Source organism: Pseudomonas sp. NFPP12, assembly GCF_900103205.1.
Taxonomy (GTDB): Bacteria; Pseudomonadota; Gammaproteobacteria; order Pseudomonadales; family Pseudomonadaceae; genus Aquipseudomonas; species Aquipseudomonas protegens.
Genome location: NZ_FMWW01000003.1, coordinates 575,358 through 594,114, shown reverse-complemented (window position 1 = coordinate 594,114; position 18,757 = coordinate 575,358). Strand labels below are relative to the sequence as shown.

Sequence of the window (18,757 nt, the reverse complement as noted above, 5' to 3'; positions counted from 1 at the left end):
TCCTTTAGCGGCTTGCATCAGAAGCGCCAGATCACGTCGATAAAGGCGCGGTGCATGTAGGAGTCGACCTCTTTGCCGTAGGCGTCGCCGGGCTTGAACACGCCACCGCGCAAACGCACCAGGGCCGAAGGTTCATCGATCGACTGGCTCAGGGCCGCGGGCAACAGGCCTTGCTTGAAGTACTTGGTGACCACCAGGTCCATCTCCTGGCCGAGGTCCTTCTTGCCATCCATGAGCGGCAGCGAGGTGCTGCTGAGCAGGGCGCCGGTGGTGTCGTCGTAGTTGTTGTCCACTGCGTTGATGCCGTTGCTGCCCACCGGTTTGTTGCCGTCCACACGCCAGAACTTGTGGTAGACCAGGCTGGCGTCGTAGTCCTCGCGCAGTTGCCAGGAACCGAACAGGGTGGCGCTCTGGGTGTTGTTCATTTCGCCCCGGAAGGCTTCGCCGAAGCGGTGCACCCGGGAGCGAGTACCGGTGTAGTTGGAGCGGTTGCTTTGCAGGCCGTTCTGTTCGTACTCGGCGCTGGCCCGGGCATAGGCCGCGCCCACTTGCCAGTTCGGGTCAAGGCGCAGGCGCACGCCCAGGTCGGTGGCCCAGCCGTTGAGGTTGTCCCCGCGCTTGGCTTGGGTCGGGCGGCTGCCATCGGCGTTCAGCGGGTTGACCGTATCGCGGTCGCCGCGCATGCCGGTGAGGCTGGCCCAGTAGTTGACGGTATTGGTGTTGCGCCAGTTAAAGGCGTCGCTGTTGGCTTCCAGGCCGAGCCAGGTCAGGTCGCCGTTTTCCTTCTTGTCCAGCGGGTCGCTGGCCACGCCGGGCTGGGCATAGTCGAGCTTGCCGTCGTCGTGGGTGTGGTGGGCGCGGATGCCCACCCACTGGCCGGGCGTCCACTGGTAGGCGGCGTCGGCGTACAGGTGCAGGCGGTCCTTGTCCTTGGGTGCCAGCTCCTTGAGGTCGGTGCGGTATTCACTGAAGCGCTCGGCGGCCCCCAGGTTGGCCCGCAGCAGGGTGGTGTCGAAGGTCCAGTTCAGCGCCTCGATGTTGGTGTCGCGCCATTGCCCGTCATCGTTGCGCAGGCGCTGGCGGCCGAACTTCAACTGCTCGCCGGGGTAGGCGGTGAAGCCGCTGTAGCCGACCCAGAACTCGCGCATGGCCAGGTAGTTCTTCTTGGTCTTGCGGTCATCGTTGCTGGACTGCTGGCTGGCGTCGTCGCCGGACTGTTGCAGGGTGTCGGTTTCGATCACGTCGCTTGCGGCCACTGCCTGGCCCATGGCGTAGGCGCTCCAGTTGCCGCTTTCGCCATAGACCCAGGGCCGCAGGTCGAGGCCGATGCCGTTGACGTCGCCACCGCCCTGGGTGCCCAGGTCGCGATCGTCCTCGGACTGGCCGGTGATCTTCACTTCCAGGCCGAAGTTCTTGGTGTCGGTGATGGCCGCCAGGGTCGGGGTGGACCAGATCATGGCAAAACCCAGGGCCATGCCCAGTTTCGACAGGCACAAGCGCTTGCCTGTGGTTGTGGCGGCGGGGTGTGCCCGGTCGCGCAGGCCGGTGTGGCGAGCGCTTCGCGCTTGGTCGCAGCCTGCGGCAGCGGCTACAGGGGCGGTGTTGAATGGGATGGACTTCATAGGGATTCCTCGCCGTCTTCTTCCTGCAGCGCGTGCAGTTGCAGCGTGTTCTGGGTCAGGGCTCCGCGTACCGCCTGCTCCTGTTGCAGCAGGCGCTGGGCTTCGGCGCGCTGGCCGGGGGGCAGTTGTTGATCCAGCAGCTGGGCCAGTTCGTTGGCCTGTGGGGTGTCCTGGGCCTTGGCCAACTGGCTGAAGACGTAGGCGTTGACCGGGTTGGGCGCGGTGCCGCGGCCCTGGGAAAACAGCTGGGCAATGGCGAAGTCGGCGCTGTTCTGGCCGTTGCGGGCAGCCGTCAGCAGGTGGTCCAGGGCTTTTTGCGGGTACACCTGGCCCAGATAGCCACGGCGGTAGATCTGCCCCAGGTAGTAGTCGGCGGCGACTTCGCGGCCCACGGCTTTCTGGAAGTGCGCCTCGGCCACCTTGGCGTCCGCCGGCACCCACTTGCCTTCGTAGTAGAGCTTGCCCAGCAGCAGTTCGGCCCGGGGCTGGTCGGCGGCGCGGCCGTTCTCCAGGTATTCCATCATCTTGTCGACGTCACCCAGCTCGGGGAAGTCGTAGAGCAGTTGCGCCAGACTGACCCAGGAGGCCGGGTAGCCGGGGGCGACCTGTTCCAGCAGGGCCTGGGCGGTCTTTTCGTCCGGCTTGCCAAGACTGGCATCGCCCAGTACCCGGGCCACGCTGTCGACCCGCTGGGCACTGACGCTGCCACGGCTGTAGCCGGCCTGCAGTCGCTTGATCAGCTCGGCCTGCTGTTCTGGCTGGCCGCGTTTCTGGTAGACGGTGGCCAGCTCGACGTAGCAGATGTCGGTGCTGTCGAGGGCGGCCTTGCAGATGCTTTCCACCTGGTCCAGGTGCTGGTCGTAGGTGCCCTGGGTGCGGTACAGCAGGACCTGGGCCAGACCGGCTTCCGGGTAGCCGGCGGCGCGCCATTGGCTGATCTGCTGCTGGGCGTCGACGTTGGGGAAGCTGTGGGGGTATTGCAGGTACAGCATCGCCAGGGGAATCAGGGTGTTGCCTTCGCCATTGGCGAAGGCTTTCTTCAGCAGGCCTTCGGCTTCGTGCTGCTCGGCCTCGCTGGAGCCGGGCTTGGCCACCAGCAGGCGCCCCAGGCGCGCCTGGGCACGGGGCGAGGTGTCGGCTGCGGCGCGGTAGGTGGCCTCGGCCTGCTTGATCTGCGCCGGGTCGCGGCTTTCCACCTGAATGTCGGCCAGGCCCACTTGCGCTTCGCTGTAGCCCAGGTCTGCCAGTTGGCGGTAGTTCTGCTGGGCCAGGGCGGTGTCGCCGCGCTTCAGGGCCTCGTTGGCCAGGCGCTGGTCCGGCAGGCCGGCGCAACCGGCCAGGGCCAGCGCCGCGACCAAAGGCAATACCGAACCCTGTAGCCGCTGCCGCAGGCTGCGATCGAGCGCGAAGCGCTCGTGCTGGTTGTCGGGGAGCATCGAGTCGGCCGGATGGCGTCCGCTGCGCGGCCGGGCGCAGCCTGCGGCAGCGGCTACAGGGAGCTGGGTAGGCACTCTCATGGTTACAGACCCGCAGCCATGGCTTTGTCGATCAGCCAGTTCATCGACGGGCCGCGGTCGCTGCTGACTTCCACCGGGCGGCCGGCGAAGGCGCTGCTCAGGGGCGCGTCGGGCTTGATCTGTACGCGGATGTCGGAGGACAGGTCGTTGCTGTTGAGACTGGCGCTGCTGACGATGGTGCCGGTGCGCACTTCATCCTCGCCGGCGATCTGGAAGTTGACCTTGGTGCCCGGGCGCACGTCGCCGAACTGGCGGTAGGAGAACCGCGCCTCGACATTGGCCAGGCTATTGCGCGGCACCAGCTGGAAGATCACGTCGCCCTTGCTGGCGTACTGCCCGTCGGCCACCAGTTGCTGGGCCACGGTGCAGTCGCAGGGGGAGGTCAGGGTGCCGGTCATCTGCTTGCCGAACAGTTCCTCGACCTTGGCCGGTTGCAGCTGGTTTTCGTCCAGGTGGCCCTTGAGCACGTCCAGCATGCTGGTGCTGAAGCTGGCCAGGGGCGCGCCTTTGGCGACGCTGCCATCGGTCTGCACCAGGCTCTGCACGGTGCCGTCGCGCGGCATGGTGACGTTCATCCCCGGAACGTTGACCAGGCCGGCCTCGGCGTGGCTGACGAAATACATGCCGTACACCGACTTGAGGATGAAACCGAAGGCGGCAAGGCCGACGATGAAGATCCCGGCGCTGAAGGTCACCGCCCGCAGGCGCCCCAGCGGAGTCATGCCGCTGCCGCTGTCCTTGTTCTTGCGCGCCTTGGTGAAGTTGTCGCGCTGCAGGGTGGCGAGCACGTCGCCCATGCTGACGATGTCGCCGGCCAGGTGCGAGGTGATCAGGTGGCGCAGGGTGGAGATGTCCTGGGGTTCGAGGTTCTGGAACTGGCAACCGACCCGGCCGCTCTGGCGATCGAAGGAGCGGACCTGCAGCTCGACGTCCATGGCCAGGCCGAGGTTGTCGATGACAAATTGCAGGCGGCCCTTGTGCACTTCGCCCACGGTCAGCATCTGCTGCCCGGCGTTGAAGCTCAGGCCGCCGGCGGAGAGGTCGTGGACCCGCACTTCAAGAGGCTTGGCCTCGGTTCCGAAGAAGCGCAGCTTGGCCGGGATCTTGACCCGGGCGTGCTGGCGTTGGGCTTCGGATTCATGCACTACATTGACGTTCACGGCGGTGTTCATAGAGTCGATTTCCTAGTTAATTCAGGCAAGGCGGTTCAGACCATCAGCAGCAGGACAGCGACGAACACGCTGCCGGCCGAGAAGGTCATGGTCCGAGACGACCAGGTGTTGAACCAACGTTGAAAACTGGCCAGGTCGCGGGTCAGCTTGGTGTCCTGGCGGGTCCAGGATTGCTGGTCGAGGCGGAAGAACACGTAGATCTTCACCAGCGCGCCGACGATCTGGTTGTAATAGAGAATCAAGGGGTAGGCCGGGCCGATGCGGTGCCCCGAGCAGGACAGCAGCAGGGTCAGGATCAGGCGGGTAATGCCGATCCATAGCAGGTAGGCCAGGATGAAGGCGGTGCCGTACTTGAAGCTGGCGATGATCGCCACGGTCAGGCCCAGCAGCGAGGTCCACATCGACACGCGCTGGTCGAACAGCACCACGCTGGTGAACAGTCCCAGGCGTTTCATGCCCAGGCCGAGGGCCCGGGAGTTCTGCCGCAGGTTGTTGCCGTACCAGCGGAACATCAGCTTGCGGCTGGCCTTGATGAAGCTCTTCTCCGGCGGGTGCTCCACGGTGTTGATTGCCGCGTCAGGCACGTAGAAGGTGTCGTAGCCCAGGCGCATCAGGCTGAACCAGCTGGATTTGTCGTCGCCGGTAAGGAACTTGAAGCGGCCCAGGCGCCAGTGCTGCAGGGAGTCGCTTTCCACGTCGGCGATGAAGTCCGGGTCGGTGACCACGGTGGCGCGGAATACCGACATGCGCCCGGTCATGGTCAGCACGCGCTTGGACAGGGCCATGGAGCACATGTTGATGTGGCGCTGGGCGAAGCGCAGCTTGTGCCATTCGCTCATGATGTAGCCGCCGCGCACTTCGCAGAATTCGTTGGTGGTCAGGCCGCCGACATTGCCGAACAGCTGGAACCAGGGCACGGTCTTGCGTACCACGCCTTCGCCGAGCACGGTGTCACCGTCGATCACCGCTACCACGGCGCGGCTGTCCGGCAGGTGGCGGGAGATGGCACGAAAGCCGAAGGCCAGGCCATCACGCTTGCCGGTGCCGGGGATGCGCACGAAGTCCAGCTTGACCCGCTCCGGCGGGTTCATCCGCGCCCACAGGCTTTTCACCAGCAGCTCGTCGGACATTTCCACGATCGAGCAGACCACGGTGGTGGGGAAGCCGCAGTCGATGGCTTCACGGATGACCGAGCCGTAGACCTGGGCGGTGGTCAGCGCGTCGATCCGGAAGCTGGTGACCATCAGGTACACATGGGACGGGTCCGCCGCGCTGCCGAGCTTGCGCACCTTGCGCCGCAGGTGCGGGTAGACCACGTAGAGAAACAGCATGCCGCGCACGAAGTGCGTGGCACCCATCGAGTAGCGCCAGATGCCCACGGCGCCAATCAGGAAAATGAAGTCCTTGGACTGTGAGTCGAAGGTCGAGGCGGGCAGCAACAAGGCCATGCCCATCAGCAAACTCAAGTAGAACAGCCAACCGGCGGCCTGAAGCAGGCCGTGCTTTAGCCTGTGCATAATCTGCGTCCATCAAGGTCTCGGGCGAGCCTGTGGGGTGGCCCGAGGGGGGTTAAGGCAGGCATGGAGATCTGGGAGGGCCAGATCGCTGGCCAGCCAGCTCCTACGGGGATGGGGTAGGAGCCGGCTGGCTGGCGAACCCTTACCAGCAGATCCCTTCGGTACGGCCTTTGCTGCAGGTAGCCTTGGACATGAAGCCCACCAGGTCGATGACCTGCTTGCCGTGGGGCACGTCTTCGGCCAGGGCGCGGAACTTCTCGTCGCGGTTGCCGAGAATGATCACGTCGGACTTGCCGATTACCGCGTCGAAGTCCGAGTTGAGCAGGGACGAAACGTGGGGGATCTTCGACTCGATGTAGTCCTTGTTGGCGCCGTGAACCCGGGCGTACTCGACGTTGCTGTCGTAGATGCTCAGGTCGAAGCCCTTGCCGATGAGCATTTCCGCCAGTTCCACCAGCGGGCTCTCGCGCAGGTCGTCGGTGCCGGCCTTGAAGCTCAGGCCCAGCAGGGCGACCTTGCGCTTGTCATGGCTGGAAACGATGTCGAAGGCGTTCTGCACCTGGGATTCATTGCTGCGCATCAGCGAGTTGAGCAGGGGCGCCTCAATGTCCAGGGAGCCGGCGCGGTAGGTCAGGGCGCGCACGTCCTTGGGCAGGCACGAGCCGCCGAAGGCGAAGCCCGGGCGCATGTAGTACTGGGACAGGTTGAGGGTCTTGTCCTGGCAGACCACGTCCATCACTTCACGGCCGTCCACGCCCACCGCCTTGGCGATGTTGCCGATCTCGTTGGCGAAGGTGACCTTGGTGGCGTGCCAGACGTTGCAGGTGTACTTGATCATCTCGGCGACTTCGATGTCCTTGCGGATGATCGGTGCATCGAGCTCTTCGTACAGCGCTTGCAGCACATCGCCGGAGGCCTGGTCGAACTGGCCGATCACGGTCATGGGCGGGAAGTCGTAGTCCTTGATCGCGGTGCTTTCACGCAGGAACTCGGGGTTCACCGCAACGCCGAAATCCACCCCGGCCTTCTTGCCCGAGCAGTCTTCGAGGATCGGGATCACCACGTTCTTCACGGTGCCCGGCAGCACGGTGCTGCGCACCACGATGGTGTGGCGGGTGGCCTTGTCGCGCAGGACGAAACCGATCTCGCGGCACACCGATTCGATGTAGTCCAGTTCCAGGTCGCCGTTCTTCTTGCTCGGGGTACCGACGCAGATCATCGACAGGTCGGTATCGCGAATGGCCTCGGCGAAGTTGGTGGTGCCACGCAGACGAGCAGTCTGGATTCCTTGCGCCAGAAGTTCGCCCAGGCCCGGTTCGACGATCGGCGACTTGCCGGCGTTGATCAGGTCGATCTTGTCTTTGGAGATATCTACGCCAACCACTTCATGGCCCCGTGCGGACAGGCAACCGGCACATACTGCACCGACGTAACCCAAACCAAATATGCTGATGCGCATCGCATTTACCTCTGTGTTATTCACGCCATTAGATGGCCGGAGTTAATGTTTGCCAGCTGTTGTTGCGCACTCGGAAGTCCAGCGAGGTACGCTGTAGTGCCGTGTGCAGGCAGACTAAGTTCCGAGTGACTAAATAAATGCACTCAAGTTGTGCGCAACCGATCCATGTTGTTTTGACTTGCCCTTGAATGTTGCCGGCGGCTCCTGCTGCAGGCCTCTCGAGAAAAACCATCCGCGTTCCTGTGGATGGCTGGATGCCACGTAGTACGGGCTCTCCAGTTGTTTTCGAGGGCCTTGAAGGCCAGCTGTTCCTTGGCTCGTTAGGGGATAGTTGAGGTGCCTTATCTCCGTTTGTTTACCCTTTAGTTCAAGTTTGTGACTCGTTGGTCAAATCAATGTTGAAACTTGATTAGTTCCTCGTGAGTCCGTGTAAGTCATCTCCTACAACCTCGTTGAGAATCGTTACCGGTGGTATGAGCGGTGTCTGAAGGCATAGTTCCTGCCCGCTCATCCTGTTTTTCGAAATTTCTTGAAATATTGAGAAAGATGGCACTGCTCTCAAACTGATAGCACTAACGGTTTGAGCCTTTAGTTATGGGGAGTTGAAGCGAGGGGATATTTTTGTGCCACTACCGAATAAAAAAAGTGGTGCCACTACTGAAAAAAATCAGGGCTGTCGAGTGAAATAAAAGTTAGGCAAAACGCTGAAAGTTCTATGGCGCCAAGAAATTGGCTTATTAAAGGCGGGGAATGTGCGGATGATCACATTCTGGCGCGCTCGCCGGTTGGAAACGAGCGCGGCAGGGGAACGCTTTATTCCGGTGCGTGGTCGCGCAGGAATACCAGGTTGTCGGCTTTGGACTGCTCCGCGCTGAAGCGGTAGCCCTGGACGTCGAATTGCTTGAGCTGAGCGGGGTCGTTGATGCGCTCCTGGATGACGAAGCGGCTCATCAGGCCACGGGCTTTCTTGGCATAGAAACTGATGATCTTGTACTGGCCGTTCTTCAGGTCCTTGAACTCGGTATTGATGATCCGCGCGTTCAGGGCCGTGCGCTTGACTGCCGAGAAGTACTCGTTGGAAGCCAGGTTCAGCAGCAGGTCGTCACCTTGCTCGGCCAGGGCCTCGTTCAGCCATTCGCTGATGCGGGTGCCCCAGAAGGCATACAGGTCCTTGCCCCGGGCGTTGGCCAGCTTGGTGCCCATTTCCAGGCGATAGGGCTGCATCAGGTCCAGGGGGCGCAGCAGGCCGTACAGGCCGGAAAGCATGCGCAGGTGTTGCTGGGCGTAGTCGAAATCCGCCTCGCTGAGGGTTTCGGCGTTGAGCCCGGTATAGACGTCGCCCTTGAACGCCAGCAGCGCCTGCTTGGCGTTGTCTGGAGTGAAGGCCGGGGTCCAGCTACCGAAGCGCGCGGCATTGAGCCCGCCGATCTTGTCGGATACGTGCATCAGTTCGCTGATCTGCGCCGGGGTCAGTTCCCGCAGTTGCTGGATCAGTTCCTGGGAGTGGTCGAGGTATTGCGGCTGGGTGAAGCGCTGGGTAACCGGCGGTGTTTCGTAATCGAGGGTCTTGGCGGGTGAAATCACCATCAGCATGGGGTCGTCTCCTTTTGGCGTCGGGGGATTCTAGGGGCTCGGGCGCCCGGACTCCACCTATGATGGCGATAGTCATGACCGCTGATCGCGGTTCGCCGGCAAGCCGGCTCCTGCACGAGCCTGTAGGAGCCGGCTTGCCGGCGAAGGGGCCCTGATTCCTGGCACAGATCGGCTATAGTGCGGCGCGGGTTTTGTTCTGGAGGCATCCCTTTTGCGTATCGCGTTTCTCTTCTCGGCCTGGCTTCTGAGTTTCAGCGTGCTGGCAGCGCCCAATGATGTGGCGACCCTGGACCGCAGTACCTGGCCGGAAAAGCTCGACAATCCGACCCTGTTCGACGTCGCCTCGCGGGCCGAGATCCTCACCTTCGCTCGCGCCTTGCTGATCAGCGAAGCCTGGGACGAGGCCTCGATGAAGCAGCGCCTGGGCCTGCGGATGATCAATATGGAGGCGATCACTGAGCTGCGCGAGCATCTGTGGCAGCGCCTGCTGGATAACTACAACTTCGCCCAGCAGAGCTGCGATCAGGACGCGTCCTTCTGTTACCTGGTGGAAAACATGCAGCAGTTGCGCAAGCAGGCCGGCAAGTTCCATCTGGCGCAGGACTCCTACTACGCACGCTGGGGCGAGCCGAGCCGGACCTTCCACGAGCAGTACCTGGACGAATTGCTGCGCAAGGCCGCGCTGTCACCGCAGACCAGCAGCGAAGTGCTGCGCTTTGGCGACTACGAGCGCAATGGCGACGAGCTCAATGACCGGCTGTTTCTGCTGACCTTCGACAGCGCCGCCAACCTGGCGCCGGACAACACGCCCTGGCTCACCAACTACCTGCGCAAGGCCAACCTCAGCGGCACCTTCTTCGTTCTTGGCAACGATATCCAGAACCGTCTCGACAAGGCTTCGGTGGCCAGCCTGCAATCCCTGTATTCCCGGCAGTGCGTTGGGGTCCAGGGGTGGGAATTCCGTTCCCACAGCCATTGGCAGGACTGGCAGTACTCGATCCAGCGCAGCGCCGACCTGGTGAAAAGCAAGCTGCCGGAAAACTACGTGCCGCTGTTCCGCCCGCCCTATGGCCAGCGTCGCGCCGACGCCCAGGGCTTCTTCAATGCCCAGGGCATGCAGGTGGCGCTATGGGACATCGACGCCCAGGACGGCGCCGGCAAGCTCAAGGCCGAGGACAGCGGGCAAAGAGTGTTGACCTTGATGCTGTTGTGGCGACGCGGGGTGATCGCCTTCAATGCCAAGCAGGATGGGGTCAAGAGCAGCCTGCCCTGGTTGCTGGCCCAGACCGCGCAGAGCGGCATCGGTTGGGAAGACTGCCAGGATGCATTTCGCTGAAACGAAACAGCCTGCGCAAACAGGGAGAAATGGCGGCTGAAGAGGGGAAAAACAGCGGGATTTCGAGGCAGGCGGACTTCCGACTTTAACGGTGCCCGGGCCACTCGCCAAGGGCTATTCGTCACTCTGCAAAATAAACATCAAAAAAGCGTCAAAGTGCTTTTTCCTGTCACGGTTTTTGGAGTATTACGAACTCAGACCGCCGAAACCTGCGACACAGGTGGCGTCTCCCAAGACTCCTTGTGTGTGCAGGTCACCTGAACCCCCGCGGGTGAATTCGGTGGCCCTTCGAGGCGCGATACCCCATGGTATTGCGTCGACTGGCTCCCACATAAGGTGACCGAGTATGGATGACCACGGACGTAGCTCTTCTTCCAACCAGCCAATCCTTTATGTACTCGATACCAATGTATTGATTCACGATCCAAACGCCTTACTGAATTTCGAAGAACACCACGTCGCCATCCCCATGACCGTCCTCGAAGAGCTGGACAAGCTCAAGAGCGGGCATCACAGCGTGGCCGCCGAATGCCGCCAGGCCATCCGCCTGATCGACAAGACCCTGGGTGAAGCCTCACCCGAGGACGTCGAGCTGGGCGTACCGATCCAGCGTGGCAAGAGCGGGCCCAAGGGCTTGCTGTCGATCCTCATGAGCAAGCGCAACGAGCCCACCAGCCTGTTGCCGGACAACCTCAACGACAACATCATCATCAACCAGTTGATCGACCTGCACGCGCGCAACAAGGACCTGCCCGTGGTGCTGGTGACTAAAGATATCAACATGCGTCTCAAGGCGCGGGCCTGCGGGATCGCCGCCGAGGACTACAGCACCGACCAGTTGGTGGACGACGTTTCCCTGCTGCCCAATGGTTTCCACAACATGAGCGGCTCGTTCTGGGACCGCGTAAGCAAGGTGGAAACCCGCCAGGACCATGGCCGTACCTGGCACCAGGTGCAGTTGATCGACAACCTGCCGGCGGTGCACATCAATGAATTCATCATCGACGAACAGGGCTTTGTCGGCTGGATCAAGGAAATCCGCGCCGATGTGCTGCTGATCCTCGACCTGCATCAGGAACCCCTGTTGCACCAGGAAGCCTGGGGCCTGAAACCGCGGGACATCTACCAGGGCCTGGCGCTGTACGCGCTGCTCGATCCGGATATCCACCTGGTCAACCTGTCCGGCGCCGCGGGCTCGGGCAAGACCATCCTGGCCCTGGCCGCCGCTATCGAGCAGACCATGGTCAGCAAGCGCTACCGGCGCATCATCGCCACCCGCAGCGTGCAGGGGCTGGACCAGGAGATCGGCTTCCTGCCCGGCACCGAGGCGGAGAAGATGGAACCCTGGCTGGGCGCCATCACCGACAACCTCGAAGCCCTGCACATGGATGACGAGAACACCCACGGCAGCGTCGACTACATCCTCAGCAAGGTGCCGTTGCAGTTCAAATCCCTGAACTACATTCGCGGCCGCAGCTTCCAGCAGAGCCTGATCCTGATCGACGAATGCCAGAACCTCACCCCGCACCAGATGAAGACCATCATCACCCGTGCCGGCGCCGGTTCCAAAGTGGTGTGCCTGGGCAACCTGGCACAGATCGATACCCCCTACCTGTCGGCCACCAGTTCTGGCCTGACCTACCTCACCGAACGTTTCAAGGACTTCCCCAACGGTGTGCACATCACCCTGCAAGGGGTGCCGCGCTCGATCCTGGCGGAATACGCGGAGAGCCATCTGTAACGCCATTTGCTTCCAGCACGGGCGGCCTTCGGGTCGCCCGTTTTGTATCCGGGCCCGGGCCTCGGGTTATCCTGCGCTCCCGCCGCCGAGCGTTCCCCAGTTGGAAAACACCGGATGACTCGCGTCTCCCTGCGCAATATCGACCTGAATCTGTTGGTAATCCTCGATGCCTTGCTGACAGAAAAACATGTGACTCGCACCGGCGAGCGCCTGCACCTGAGCCAGCCGGCCATCAGCCATTCCCTGGGCAAGCTGCGGGTGTTGCTGGATGATCCGCTGCTGATCCGCCAGGGCAATGACGTGCTGCTCAGCCCGTTGGCCCGCAGCCTGCAGGCACCTCTCAGAGAGATTCTCAGCCAGATCGAGACCTTGCTCGGCAAATCTCTGGATTTCGACCCGGCCACCTCCCAGCGGATCTTTCACCTGACGATGTCGGATTATGCAGCGGCCATTGTCCTTCCCCGGTTGTTGGTGCGCCTGCGCGGCGAGGCGCCACTGATGCGCCTGGTGGTGACCCAGGGCAGCCGGCACCAGATGTCCGAGCAGATTGCCCAAGGCCAGATCGACCTGGCACTGGGGGTGTTTCCCAGCCTCGGGGGAGAGATCGTCAAGGAGGTTCTGTTTGAAGAGACCTTCTCTTGCCTGGTGGATGGCAGCACCTTGGGCGAGGAGCAAAGCCTGGACTTGAGCACCTATCTGGCGCGCCCGCATTTGCAGGTATCGATGGATGGTTGCTTCAATGGTGAGGTCGATCAGTGCCTGGCAGACGAAGGCCTGCTGCGACAGATTGCGGTCAGCGTGCCTCATTGGGGCGCGGCGCCGAACCTGATCCGCGGCACCGACCTGATCCTCACCGTGGCCAGCCGCACCCTGGACGAGATCCCGCTGCAGCCCGGGCTGCTGCGCTTGACCCCACCGCTGAATATTGCACCCTTCAAGTTCGTGCAGATCTGGCATTCGCGTTTCAGCGATGACCTGGCGCATCGCTGGTTGCGTGAGCAGATCCGGCTGGCCAGCGCGGCCCAGGACTGAGACGGCCCCTCAGCCCCGGGTGGTAATGACGAAACCGCCGATCACCACCAGCACGCCGATCAGCTTCTGCAGGCTGATGTCCTTGCGCGGCAGGCCCACCAGCCCGAAGTAGTCGATGATCAGCGAGATCAGCAACTGGCCGATGATCACCGCCATGATGAAGTTCAGCGCCCCCAGGCGGGGCGCCATCAACAGCGCCACGGTGATGTAGAGCACCCCGGCCAGGCCGCCCATCCAGATCCACCAGGGGCCTTGGAGTGCGGCCACGAGATTGGGCTTGGGCACCTTGATCAACAGCAGCAGGCTCCCCAGCACCAGCAGGCTGATCAGCAGCGAAACGCCGGTGGCCCACAGTGGATGCCCCAGCAGGGTGCCCAGGCGGGCGTTGGTGCCGGCCTGGAGGGGCACGGCGAAACCGGCGAGCAGGCTGAGCAGGATCGAAACGAACAAGGCCATGGAGCGACTTCCTTTTTTGAACGTAGGCACTGTTGTACGTTTATCCGCCGTCGGGCTCCAATTCGTTGTTCTAATGCGGGATATTCGTCGGGCTGATTGCCGTTTGGCGCGGGCAGATGCCCCGTGCGAAAAACTGACCCGCGGGTTTACAATCGCCGCCACCAGATCAGGAGTAACGCCGTGCTGACTCATCTCGATTCCCAGGGGCGCGCCAATATGGTCGACGTCACCGACAAGGCCGTGACCTTTCGCGAGGCGGTGGCCGAAGCGCGGGTACGCATGCTCCCGCAAACCCTGCAGATGATCGTCAGCGGCGGTCACCCCAAGGGCGATGTATTCGCCGTGGCGCGCATCGCCGGGATCCAGGCGGCCAAGAAAACCAGTGACCTGATCCCCCTGTGCCATCCGTTGATGCTTACCAGTGTCAAGGTCGAGCTCAGTGCCGAAGGCGAGGACTGCGTGCACATCGTTGCGCGTTGCAAGCTATCGGGGCAGACCGGGGTGGAAATGGAGGCGCTGACCGCCGCCAGCGTCGCCGCGCTGACCATCTATGACATGTGCAAGGCGGTGGACCGGGGCATGACCATCGACAGCGTTCGGGTGCTGGAGAAGCTCGGCGGCAAGAGCGGCCATTACCAGGCGGATCAGGCATGAAGATCTCGGTGAAATTTTTCGCTCGCTACCGCGAGGCCCTGGGCATTGACGGGCTGGAGATCGAAGGCGTGTTCCAGCAGGTCGAGGATGTGCGCCAGGCGTTGCTGTCCCGGGACGGGGCCGAGGTATTGGCTGAGCAGAACCTGATGTGCGCCCGCAATGAAGAGCTGTGCCAGCTGGACGAACCCCTGGAAGACGGCGACGAAGTGGCGTTTTTTCCCACGGTGACCGGAGGTTGAGATGGCGATTCGAGTGCAGTCAGCAGCGTTCGATCCCGGGGCTGAAGTCAACGCCATGCACGCCGCGGATACCGGGGTGGGTGCGGTGGTCAGCTTTGTCGGCTACGTGCGCGATTTCAATGATGGGCAGGATGTCCACGGCATGTTTCTTGAGCACTACCCGGGCATGACCGAAAAGGCCCTGGGCAAGATCGCCGCCGAAGCCGAGCAGCGCTGGCCGCTGTTGCAACTGGAAGTGCTGCACCGCATCGGCGCCCTGGAGCCGGGCGAGCCCATTGTGTTTGTCGGTGCGGCCAGTGCCCATCGCCAGGCGGCGTTCGATGCCTGTGCCTTTGTCATGGATTACCTGAAGACCCGGGCGCCTTTCTGGAAAAAGGAAAACACCGCCGACGGCCCGCGCTGGGTCGAAGGTCGCGACAGCGACCATGCGGCGGCCGCGCGCTGGAAAGACTGATCCCCTGATACTTGCCGGCGGCGCCTGAGCCCGCCGCAATCCAACCTGCAATCGACTGCGACTGTTCCCGCCGACCGCTGGAGATAAGTCGTTGCGCGCGTCGTTGACGATATGTACGTAAAAGTCCAGTATGGATTAACAAGTACAAATAAAGCGTCGCCTGTTTCTCCTCTTCTTTCTGTCTTGCCAAACCAACAACAACCCGCGAGAGAACGAACATGAAAAAACTCCCCCTGATCAGTGGCCTGGCCTTGAGCCTGTTGGCGTGCAGCAGCCTGTTCGCGGCCGAAAAGACCCTGCGCCTGGGCATCGAGGCGGCGTACCCGCCATTTGCCTTCAAGACCGCCGAGGGCAAGATCGGTGGTTTCGACTACGACATCGGCAATGCCCTGTGCGCGCAGATGCAGGTCAAGTGCGAGTGGATCGAGGGCGAGTTCGACGGCCTGATTCCTTCGCTGAAGGTGAAGAAGATCGACGCTGCGCTGTCCTCCATGACCATTACCGCCGAGCGCCGCAAATCCGTGGATTTCACCCACAAGTACTACTTCACGTCGTCGCGCCTGGTGATGAAGAAGGGCGCCGAGGTGGACGACCAGTACGCCAGCCTCAAGGGCAAGACCGTGGGCGTGCAGCGCTCCACCACCACCGACCGCTATGCCACGGAGGTGTTCGAGCCCAAGGGCATCAAGGTGGTGCGCTACAGCAACAACGAGGAGATCTACATGGACCTGGCGGCCGGGCGCCTGGACGCGATCTTTGCCGACAGCATTCCGCTGGCCGACTTTCTGTCGATGCCCCGGGGGGCCGCCTACGCCTTTGTCGGGCCTGAGCTCAAAGATCCGAAGTACGTCGGCGAGGGCGCCGGGATTGCCGTGCGCAAGGGCAACAGTGAACTGGTGGGCGAGTTGAACAAGGCCATCGATGATATTCGGGCCAATGGTGAATATCAGAAGATCCAGGCCAAGTACTTCAAGTCGGATATCTATGGGGATTGAGACATTGTGGCGTTCTTGAGGACGCCTTCGCGAGCGAGCTCGCTCCTACAGGTGTTGTGCAATTCCGCGTAGGAGCGAGCTTGCTCGCGAACCTTTATTGTCCCTTCAATTCCTTCAGGTGCTTGTACACCGTCGCCCGGCCCATGTTCAGCACGTTGGCCACGTAGTTGGAGGCGCTCTTGCCCTTGAAGGCGCCCTCGGCGTGCAGCGCCAGCACCAGTTCGCGCTTGTGATCGCGGGTCAGCAGGTTCAGCCCCAGCTGGCGCTCGCGCAGCCAGTTGTGCAGGAAGGTGTTGATCCGCTCCTGCCAGTCATCGCGAAACAGCGAGTCGGGCTGGGGAATCAGTTTGCTCGGCGACAGAAACAGGTCCAGCGCCGCCTTGGCGTTTTCGAACAGCGAGATGTTCAGGTTGATGCACAGCACCGCCTGGGGCTGGCCTTGGCTGTCGCGCAGCACGCTGCTGAGGCTGCGGATCTTCTGTCCGTCCCAGTTGAGTTTTTCATAGGGGCCGATGTTGCGCTCGTCGCGGTCGCCACTGAGCAGGTCTTCCAGGGCTGCGTCGTCGCCCACTTCGCGTTTGGACAGGTTGTTGGCGATGTAGTCGATCTTCTGTGTACGCAGGTCGTGGAGCACCACCTCGGCATGGGGGAAGAACAGGGTGGCAATGGCATCGGCAATCGCCCGGAAATTGTCCAGGGCAGGGTCCTTTGCAGGTGAGGTCATGGTCGTACTCCAGGCAGCTTCAGCGCCCGCCGGCAGCGGGCGCTGGGAGTGTGCCGCAATCGTTGGGGGCGCCTCAACCGGTGGTTCGGTCGAGGCGGGCCGGGGAGAGCATGTCAGGCGTGAGGCCGAAGCGGGTCAGGTGTTCCGGCAAGGGGGCACCTCGCACCAGGGCGGCGCTGGCCTGGCCCATGGCCGGCGAGGTCTGGATACCGTAGCCGCCCTGGCCGGCAACCCAGAACAGCCCCGGAACCTGCAGGTCGAAACCGGCCAGCAGATCGCCGTCGCTGACAAAGCTGCGCAGCCCGGCCCAGGTCCGGGTTGGACGACGGATGCTCAGGGTGGTGGCTTCTTCGATCTGGTGGATACCCAGGGCAATGTCCAGTTCTTCGGGTTGCACATCGTGGGGTTCAACCGGATCGGCATTGGCCGGTGAGCCGAGGAACATGCCGGCGTCGGGCTTCATGTAGAAGGATTCATCCAGGCTCACCAGCATTGGCCAGTGGTGAAAGTCCAGGCCTTCGGCGGCGGCGAAGATGAAAGCCGCGCGGCGCTTGGGCTGCAGGCCCAGGGCGCGGGCTCCGGCCATTGTGCCGATGTGGTCGGCCCAGGCCCCGGCGGCATTGATCAACACCGGCGCACTGAACGCCTGAGCGGCCGTTCGCACCTGCCACTGCCCTTGGCTGTCGCGCTCGATCCCCAGCACCTCATGGTCGGTGCAGACCTGGCCCTGGTTGCGGCGGATGCCCCGCAGGTAGCCCTGGTGCAGGGCGTCGGTGTCAATATCGCTGGCGCTGGGGTCGTAGAGCGCGCCATGGACCTTTTCCCGGCGCAGGATCGGCAGGCGCGCGCAGGCTTCGTCGGCGCTCAGCAGTTGCATCTCCGGCACCGTGGCCCTGGCGCTCAGGTACTGGTTGTTCAGCTCGGCCGGATCACCGGTGAAGTCCACGGTCATTTCACCCCGCGGGGTCAGCAGCGGGTGCTCGCAGAAACCCTGCGGCGGCTGGTCGAAGAAGGCCCGGCTGGCCAGGGTCAGGGCGCGCACCTGGGCGGTGCCGTAGGCGGCGGTATAGAGCGCTGCGGAGCGGCCGGTGGAGTGATAGGCGGGATGGGATTCACGCTCCAGCACAACCACCCGGCCATGGGGCGACAGCCAGTAGCCGGTGGACGCTCCGGCGATACCGCCGCCAATGATGATGAAATCTGCCTGGATCATTCGAAGCTCCGCAATAGGGGCGAGCAGTAGTTGTTACTGCGGGCGCCGCAGGTGGTACAGGGCATTGGCCAGGGCGATGTCTTCCAGGCCCAGGCCGATGGAACGGAAGAACACCGGGCGTTCGGCATCCGGGAGCGGGGCCTGTTCGCTGAGCAACTCCGGCAGGTCGCCGAGAATCGCCGCACTGTCCCAGCCGTGCTGTTCGCCGGCGATCAGCATTTCACCGGCGCAGCCCGGCGTGGTGCGCCGGTAGTCGCAGTAGACCTGCATCTGTGCCAGGGCCGCGGGCGGCACTTCGTGGGCCCGTGGCGCATTGGTGCTGATGGAGGTGATCAGCGCCGGCTTGCCGAGGCTGCTCGGATCCAGCACGGGTCCGGCGGACGAGGTGCAGAGCATGATCACGTCGGCGCCCTCGGTGGCGTCCTCAAGCCGGGCCACCAGTTGCAAGCGCGGGTCGAGGGCTTGCAGGCGGGCAAGCTCCGCGGCGGGCTTGTTCGCCAGGCTCGGGGAGTAGAGGCGGATGCTCTGCCAGGGGCGCAGGTCCTGCACATAGCGCAAGTGCGCCTGGGCCACCGCGCCGCTACCGATGATCGCCAGGTGCCGGGTTGTGGGGGGCGCCAGGGCGTCGACCGCGACCGCTGTGGTGGCCGCGGTACGGGCGGTGGTCAGTTCGGCGGCGTCGCACAGCAGCAACGGCTGGCCGCTGTCCATGGACATCAGCAACGTCCAGGCGGTGACCAGCGCGCCTTCGGTACGGACGATGTAGGGCGAGGTCTTGACCCCGTACACCCGGTCTTCGGCCAGCACCCCCAGGTAATTGATGAAGTCGCCGGCCCCCTGGGGAAACTCCACCAGTTGCTGCGCCGGTTGCACGGCGAGCCCGGCAGCCAGGTCGCGGAACAGTTTGCGCAGGATCTGCGGCACGTCGATGCGTTCGAGCAATTGACGGGCCTCGGGGCGGGCAATCACGTAAGGCGTGCTGGACATGCAAAGGCTCCCAGGATTTAAACTAATTTGTCTATTATGGACTTTT

The 18,757-nt window shown here is 63.0% G+C and carries 17 protein-coding genes; 7 read left to right on the top strand and 10 right to left on the bottom strand.

Translation table 11 applies throughout. The features are described from left to right. Nucleotides 1-17: 17 nt before the first annotated feature. The 6 genes from BLS75_RS15530 to yaaA all read right to left on the bottom strand — a co-directional run bounded on the left by BLS75_RS15530 (nucleotide 18) and on the right by yaaA (nucleotide 8,880). Nucleotides 18-1,475, bottom strand: a complete 1,458-nt coding sequence (locus tag BLS75_RS15530) for an alginate export family protein (RefSeq protein WP_072451360.1) — start codon at nucleotides 1,473-1,475, stop codon at nucleotides 18-20. 143 nt (nucleotides 1,476-1,618) lie between these two features. After that, nucleotides 1,619-3,058: an alginate biosynthesis TPR repeat lipoprotein AlgK gene (algK, locus tag BLS75_RS15525; protein ID WP_239690671.1), complete on the bottom strand. Its 1,440-nt coding sequence runs from the start codon at nucleotides 3,056-3,058 to the stop codon at nucleotides 1,619-1,621. A gap of 83 nt (nucleotides 3,059-3,141) precedes the next feature. Then, nucleotides 3,142-4,311 carry an alginate biosynthesis protein Alg44 gene (locus tag BLS75_RS15520; protein ID WP_011059375.1) on the bottom strand — a complete coding sequence of 390 codons (1,170 nt, stop codon included), beginning with the start codon at nucleotides 4,309-4,311 and terminating at the stop codon, nucleotides 3,142-3,144. Nucleotides 4,312-4,346: 35 nt separating this feature from the next. Continuing rightward, complete coding sequence (alg8, locus tag BLS75_RS15515; protein WP_176876755.1) at nucleotides 4,347-5,831, bottom strand: mannuronan synthase; 1,485 nt, start codon at nucleotides 5,829-5,831, stop codon at nucleotides 4,347-4,349. A 139-nt stretch (nucleotides 5,832-5,970) separates the two neighbouring features. Continuing rightward, nucleotides 5,971-7,287, bottom strand: coding sequence for a nucleotide sugar dehydrogenase (locus BLS75_RS15510; protein ID WP_072451219.1), 1,317 nt, complete (start codon nucleotides 7,285-7,287; stop codon nucleotides 5,971-5,973). 813 nt (nucleotides 7,288-8,100) lie between these two features. Further along, a complete protein-coding gene (gene yaaA, locus BLS75_RS15505; protein WP_011059378.1) occupies nucleotides 8,101-8,880 on the bottom strand; it encodes a peroxide stress protein YaaA in 780 nt (259 codons plus the stop codon). Nucleotides 8,881-9,091: 211 nt separating this feature from the next. Between yaaA and BLS75_RS15500 the strand changes: the two genes are divergently transcribed. From BLS75_RS15500 to BLS75_RS15490, 3 genes are all read left to right on the top strand, one after another. After that, nucleotides 9,092-10,216 (top strand): polysaccharide deacetylase family protein, encoded by a 1,125-nt coding sequence (locus tag BLS75_RS15500; protein ID WP_072451218.1) that lies wholly within the window; start codon nucleotides 9,092-9,094, stop codon nucleotides 10,214-10,216. A gap of 346 nt (nucleotides 10,217-10,562) precedes the next feature. Further along, complete coding sequence (locus BLS75_RS15495; protein WP_011059380.1) at nucleotides 10,563-11,957, top strand: PhoH family protein; 1,395 nt, start codon at nucleotides 10,563-10,565, stop codon at nucleotides 11,955-11,957. A 114-nt stretch (nucleotides 11,958-12,071) separates the two neighbouring features. After that, nucleotides 12,072-12,989 carry a LysR substrate-binding domain-containing protein gene (locus BLS75_RS15490; protein WP_072451217.1) on the top strand — a complete coding sequence of 306 codons (918 nt, stop codon included), beginning with the start codon at nucleotides 12,072-12,074 and terminating at the stop codon, nucleotides 12,987-12,989. A gap of 9 nt (nucleotides 12,990-12,998) precedes the next feature. On the opposite strand, the gene BLS75_RS15485 is transcribed toward BLS75_RS15490, so the two are convergent. After that, on the bottom strand, nucleotides 12,999-13,445 hold the full coding sequence (locus tag BLS75_RS15485) for a DMT family transporter (protein WP_072451216.1): 447 nt from the start codon (nucleotides 13,443-13,445) through the stop codon (nucleotides 12,999-13,001). A gap of 180 nt (nucleotides 13,446-13,625) precedes the next feature. Between BLS75_RS15485 and moaC the strand changes: the two genes are divergently transcribed. The 4 genes from moaC (at nucleotide 13,626) to BLS75_RS15465 (ending at nucleotide 15,787) form a co-directional block, all read left to right on the top strand. Next, nucleotides 13,626-14,099, top strand: coding sequence for a cyclic pyranopterin monophosphate synthase MoaC (moaC, locus tag BLS75_RS15480; protein WP_011059391.1), 474 nt, complete (start codon nucleotides 13,626-13,628; stop codon nucleotides 14,097-14,099). Beyond that, on the top strand, nucleotides 14,096-14,338 hold the full coding sequence (locus BLS75_RS15475; protein ID WP_011059392.1) for a MoaD/ThiS family protein: 243 nt from the start codon (nucleotides 14,096-14,098) through the stop codon (nucleotides 14,336-14,338). Before moaC ends, BLS75_RS15475 begins: the two co-directional genes overlap by 4 nt. A gap of 1 nt (nucleotide 14,339) precedes the next feature. Further along, nucleotides 14,340-14,792 carry a molybdopterin synthase catalytic subunit MoaE gene (gene moaE / locus BLS75_RS15470; RefSeq protein ID WP_015634248.1) on the top strand — a complete coding sequence of 151 codons (453 nt, stop codon included), beginning with the start codon at nucleotides 14,340-14,342 and terminating at the stop codon, nucleotides 14,790-14,792. A gap of 218 nt (nucleotides 14,793-15,010) precedes the next feature. Then, nucleotides 15,011-15,787 carry an ABC transporter substrate-binding protein gene (locus BLS75_RS15465; protein ID WP_053149145.1) on the top strand — a complete coding sequence of 259 codons (777 nt, stop codon included), beginning with the start codon at nucleotides 15,011-15,013 and terminating at the stop codon, nucleotides 15,785-15,787. 94 nt (nucleotides 15,788-15,881) lie between these two features. Here BLS75_RS15465 and BLS75_RS15460 read toward each other — a convergent pair whose 3' ends face one another. From BLS75_RS15460 to BLS75_RS15450, 3 genes are all read right to left on the bottom strand, one after another. After that, entirely contained in the window at nucleotides 15,882-16,511 is a 630-nt protein-coding gene (locus tag BLS75_RS15460) for a helix-turn-helix transcriptional regulator (RefSeq protein WP_011059395.1), read from the bottom strand. Nucleotides 16,512-16,584: 73 nt separating this feature from the next. Further along, complete coding sequence (locus tag BLS75_RS15455; protein WP_072451215.1) at nucleotides 16,585-17,724, bottom strand: NAD(P)/FAD-dependent oxidoreductase; 1,140 nt, start codon at nucleotides 17,722-17,724, stop codon at nucleotides 16,585-16,587. A 33-nt stretch (nucleotides 17,725-17,757) separates the two neighbouring features. Next, a complete protein-coding gene (locus BLS75_RS15450; protein WP_072451214.1) occupies nucleotides 17,758-18,711 on the bottom strand; it encodes an ornithine cyclodeaminase family protein in 954 nt (317 codons plus the stop codon). Nucleotides 18,712-18,757 lie beyond the last annotated feature (46 nt).

Coding starts and splice junctions, on each gene's coding strand:
- yaaA (WP_011059378.1), bottom strand. CDS start 8,880: ATGCTGATGGTGATTTCACCCGCCAAGACCCTCGATTACGAAACACCG.
- BLS75_RS15465 (WP_053149145.1), top strand. CDS start 15,011: ATGAAAAAACTCCCCCTGATCAGTGGCCTGGCCTTGAGCCTGTTGGCG.
- moaE (WP_015634248.1), top strand. CDS start 14,340: ATGGCGATTCGAGTGCAGTCAGCAGCGTTCGATCCCGGGGCTGAAGTC.
- BLS75_RS15460 (WP_011059395.1), bottom strand. CDS start 16,511: ATGACCTCACCTGCAAAGGACCCTGCCCTGGACAATTTCCGGGCGATT.
- BLS75_RS15475 (WP_011059392.1), top strand. CDS start 14,096: ATGAAGATCTCGGTGAAATTTTTCGCTCGCTACCGCGAGGCCCTGGGC.
- BLS75_RS15510 (WP_072451219.1), bottom strand. CDS start 7,287: ATGCGCATCAGCATATTTGGTTTGGGTTACGTCGGTGCAGTATGTGCC.
- algK (WP_239690671.1), bottom strand. CDS start 3,058: ATGCTCCCCGACAACCAGCACGAGCGCTTCGCGCTCGATCGCAGCCTG.
- BLS75_RS15490 (WP_072451217.1), top strand. CDS start 12,072: ATGACTCGCGTCTCCCTGCGCAATATCGACCTGAATCTGTTGGTAATC.
- BLS75_RS15455 (WP_072451215.1), bottom strand. CDS start 17,724: ATGATCCAGGCAGATTTCATCATCATTGGCGGCGGTATCGCCGGAGCG.
- BLS75_RS15450 (WP_072451214.1), bottom strand. CDS start 18,711: ATGTCCAGCACGCCTTACGTGATTGCCCGCCCCGAGGCCCGTCAATTG.
- BLS75_RS15495 (WP_011059380.1), top strand. CDS start 10,563: ATGGATGACCACGGACGTAGCTCTTCTTCCAACCAGCCAATCCTTTAT.
- BLS75_RS15530 (WP_072451360.1), bottom strand. CDS start 1,475: ATGGCCCTGGGTTTTGCCATGATCTGGTCCACCCCGACCCTGGCGGCC.
- BLS75_RS15520 (WP_011059375.1), bottom strand. CDS start 4,311: ATGAACACCGCCGTGAACGTCAATGTAGTGCATGAATCCGAAGCCCAA.
- BLS75_RS15485 (WP_072451216.1), bottom strand. CDS start 13,445: ATGGCCTTGTTCGTTTCGATCCTGCTCAGCCTGCTCGCCGGTTTCGCC.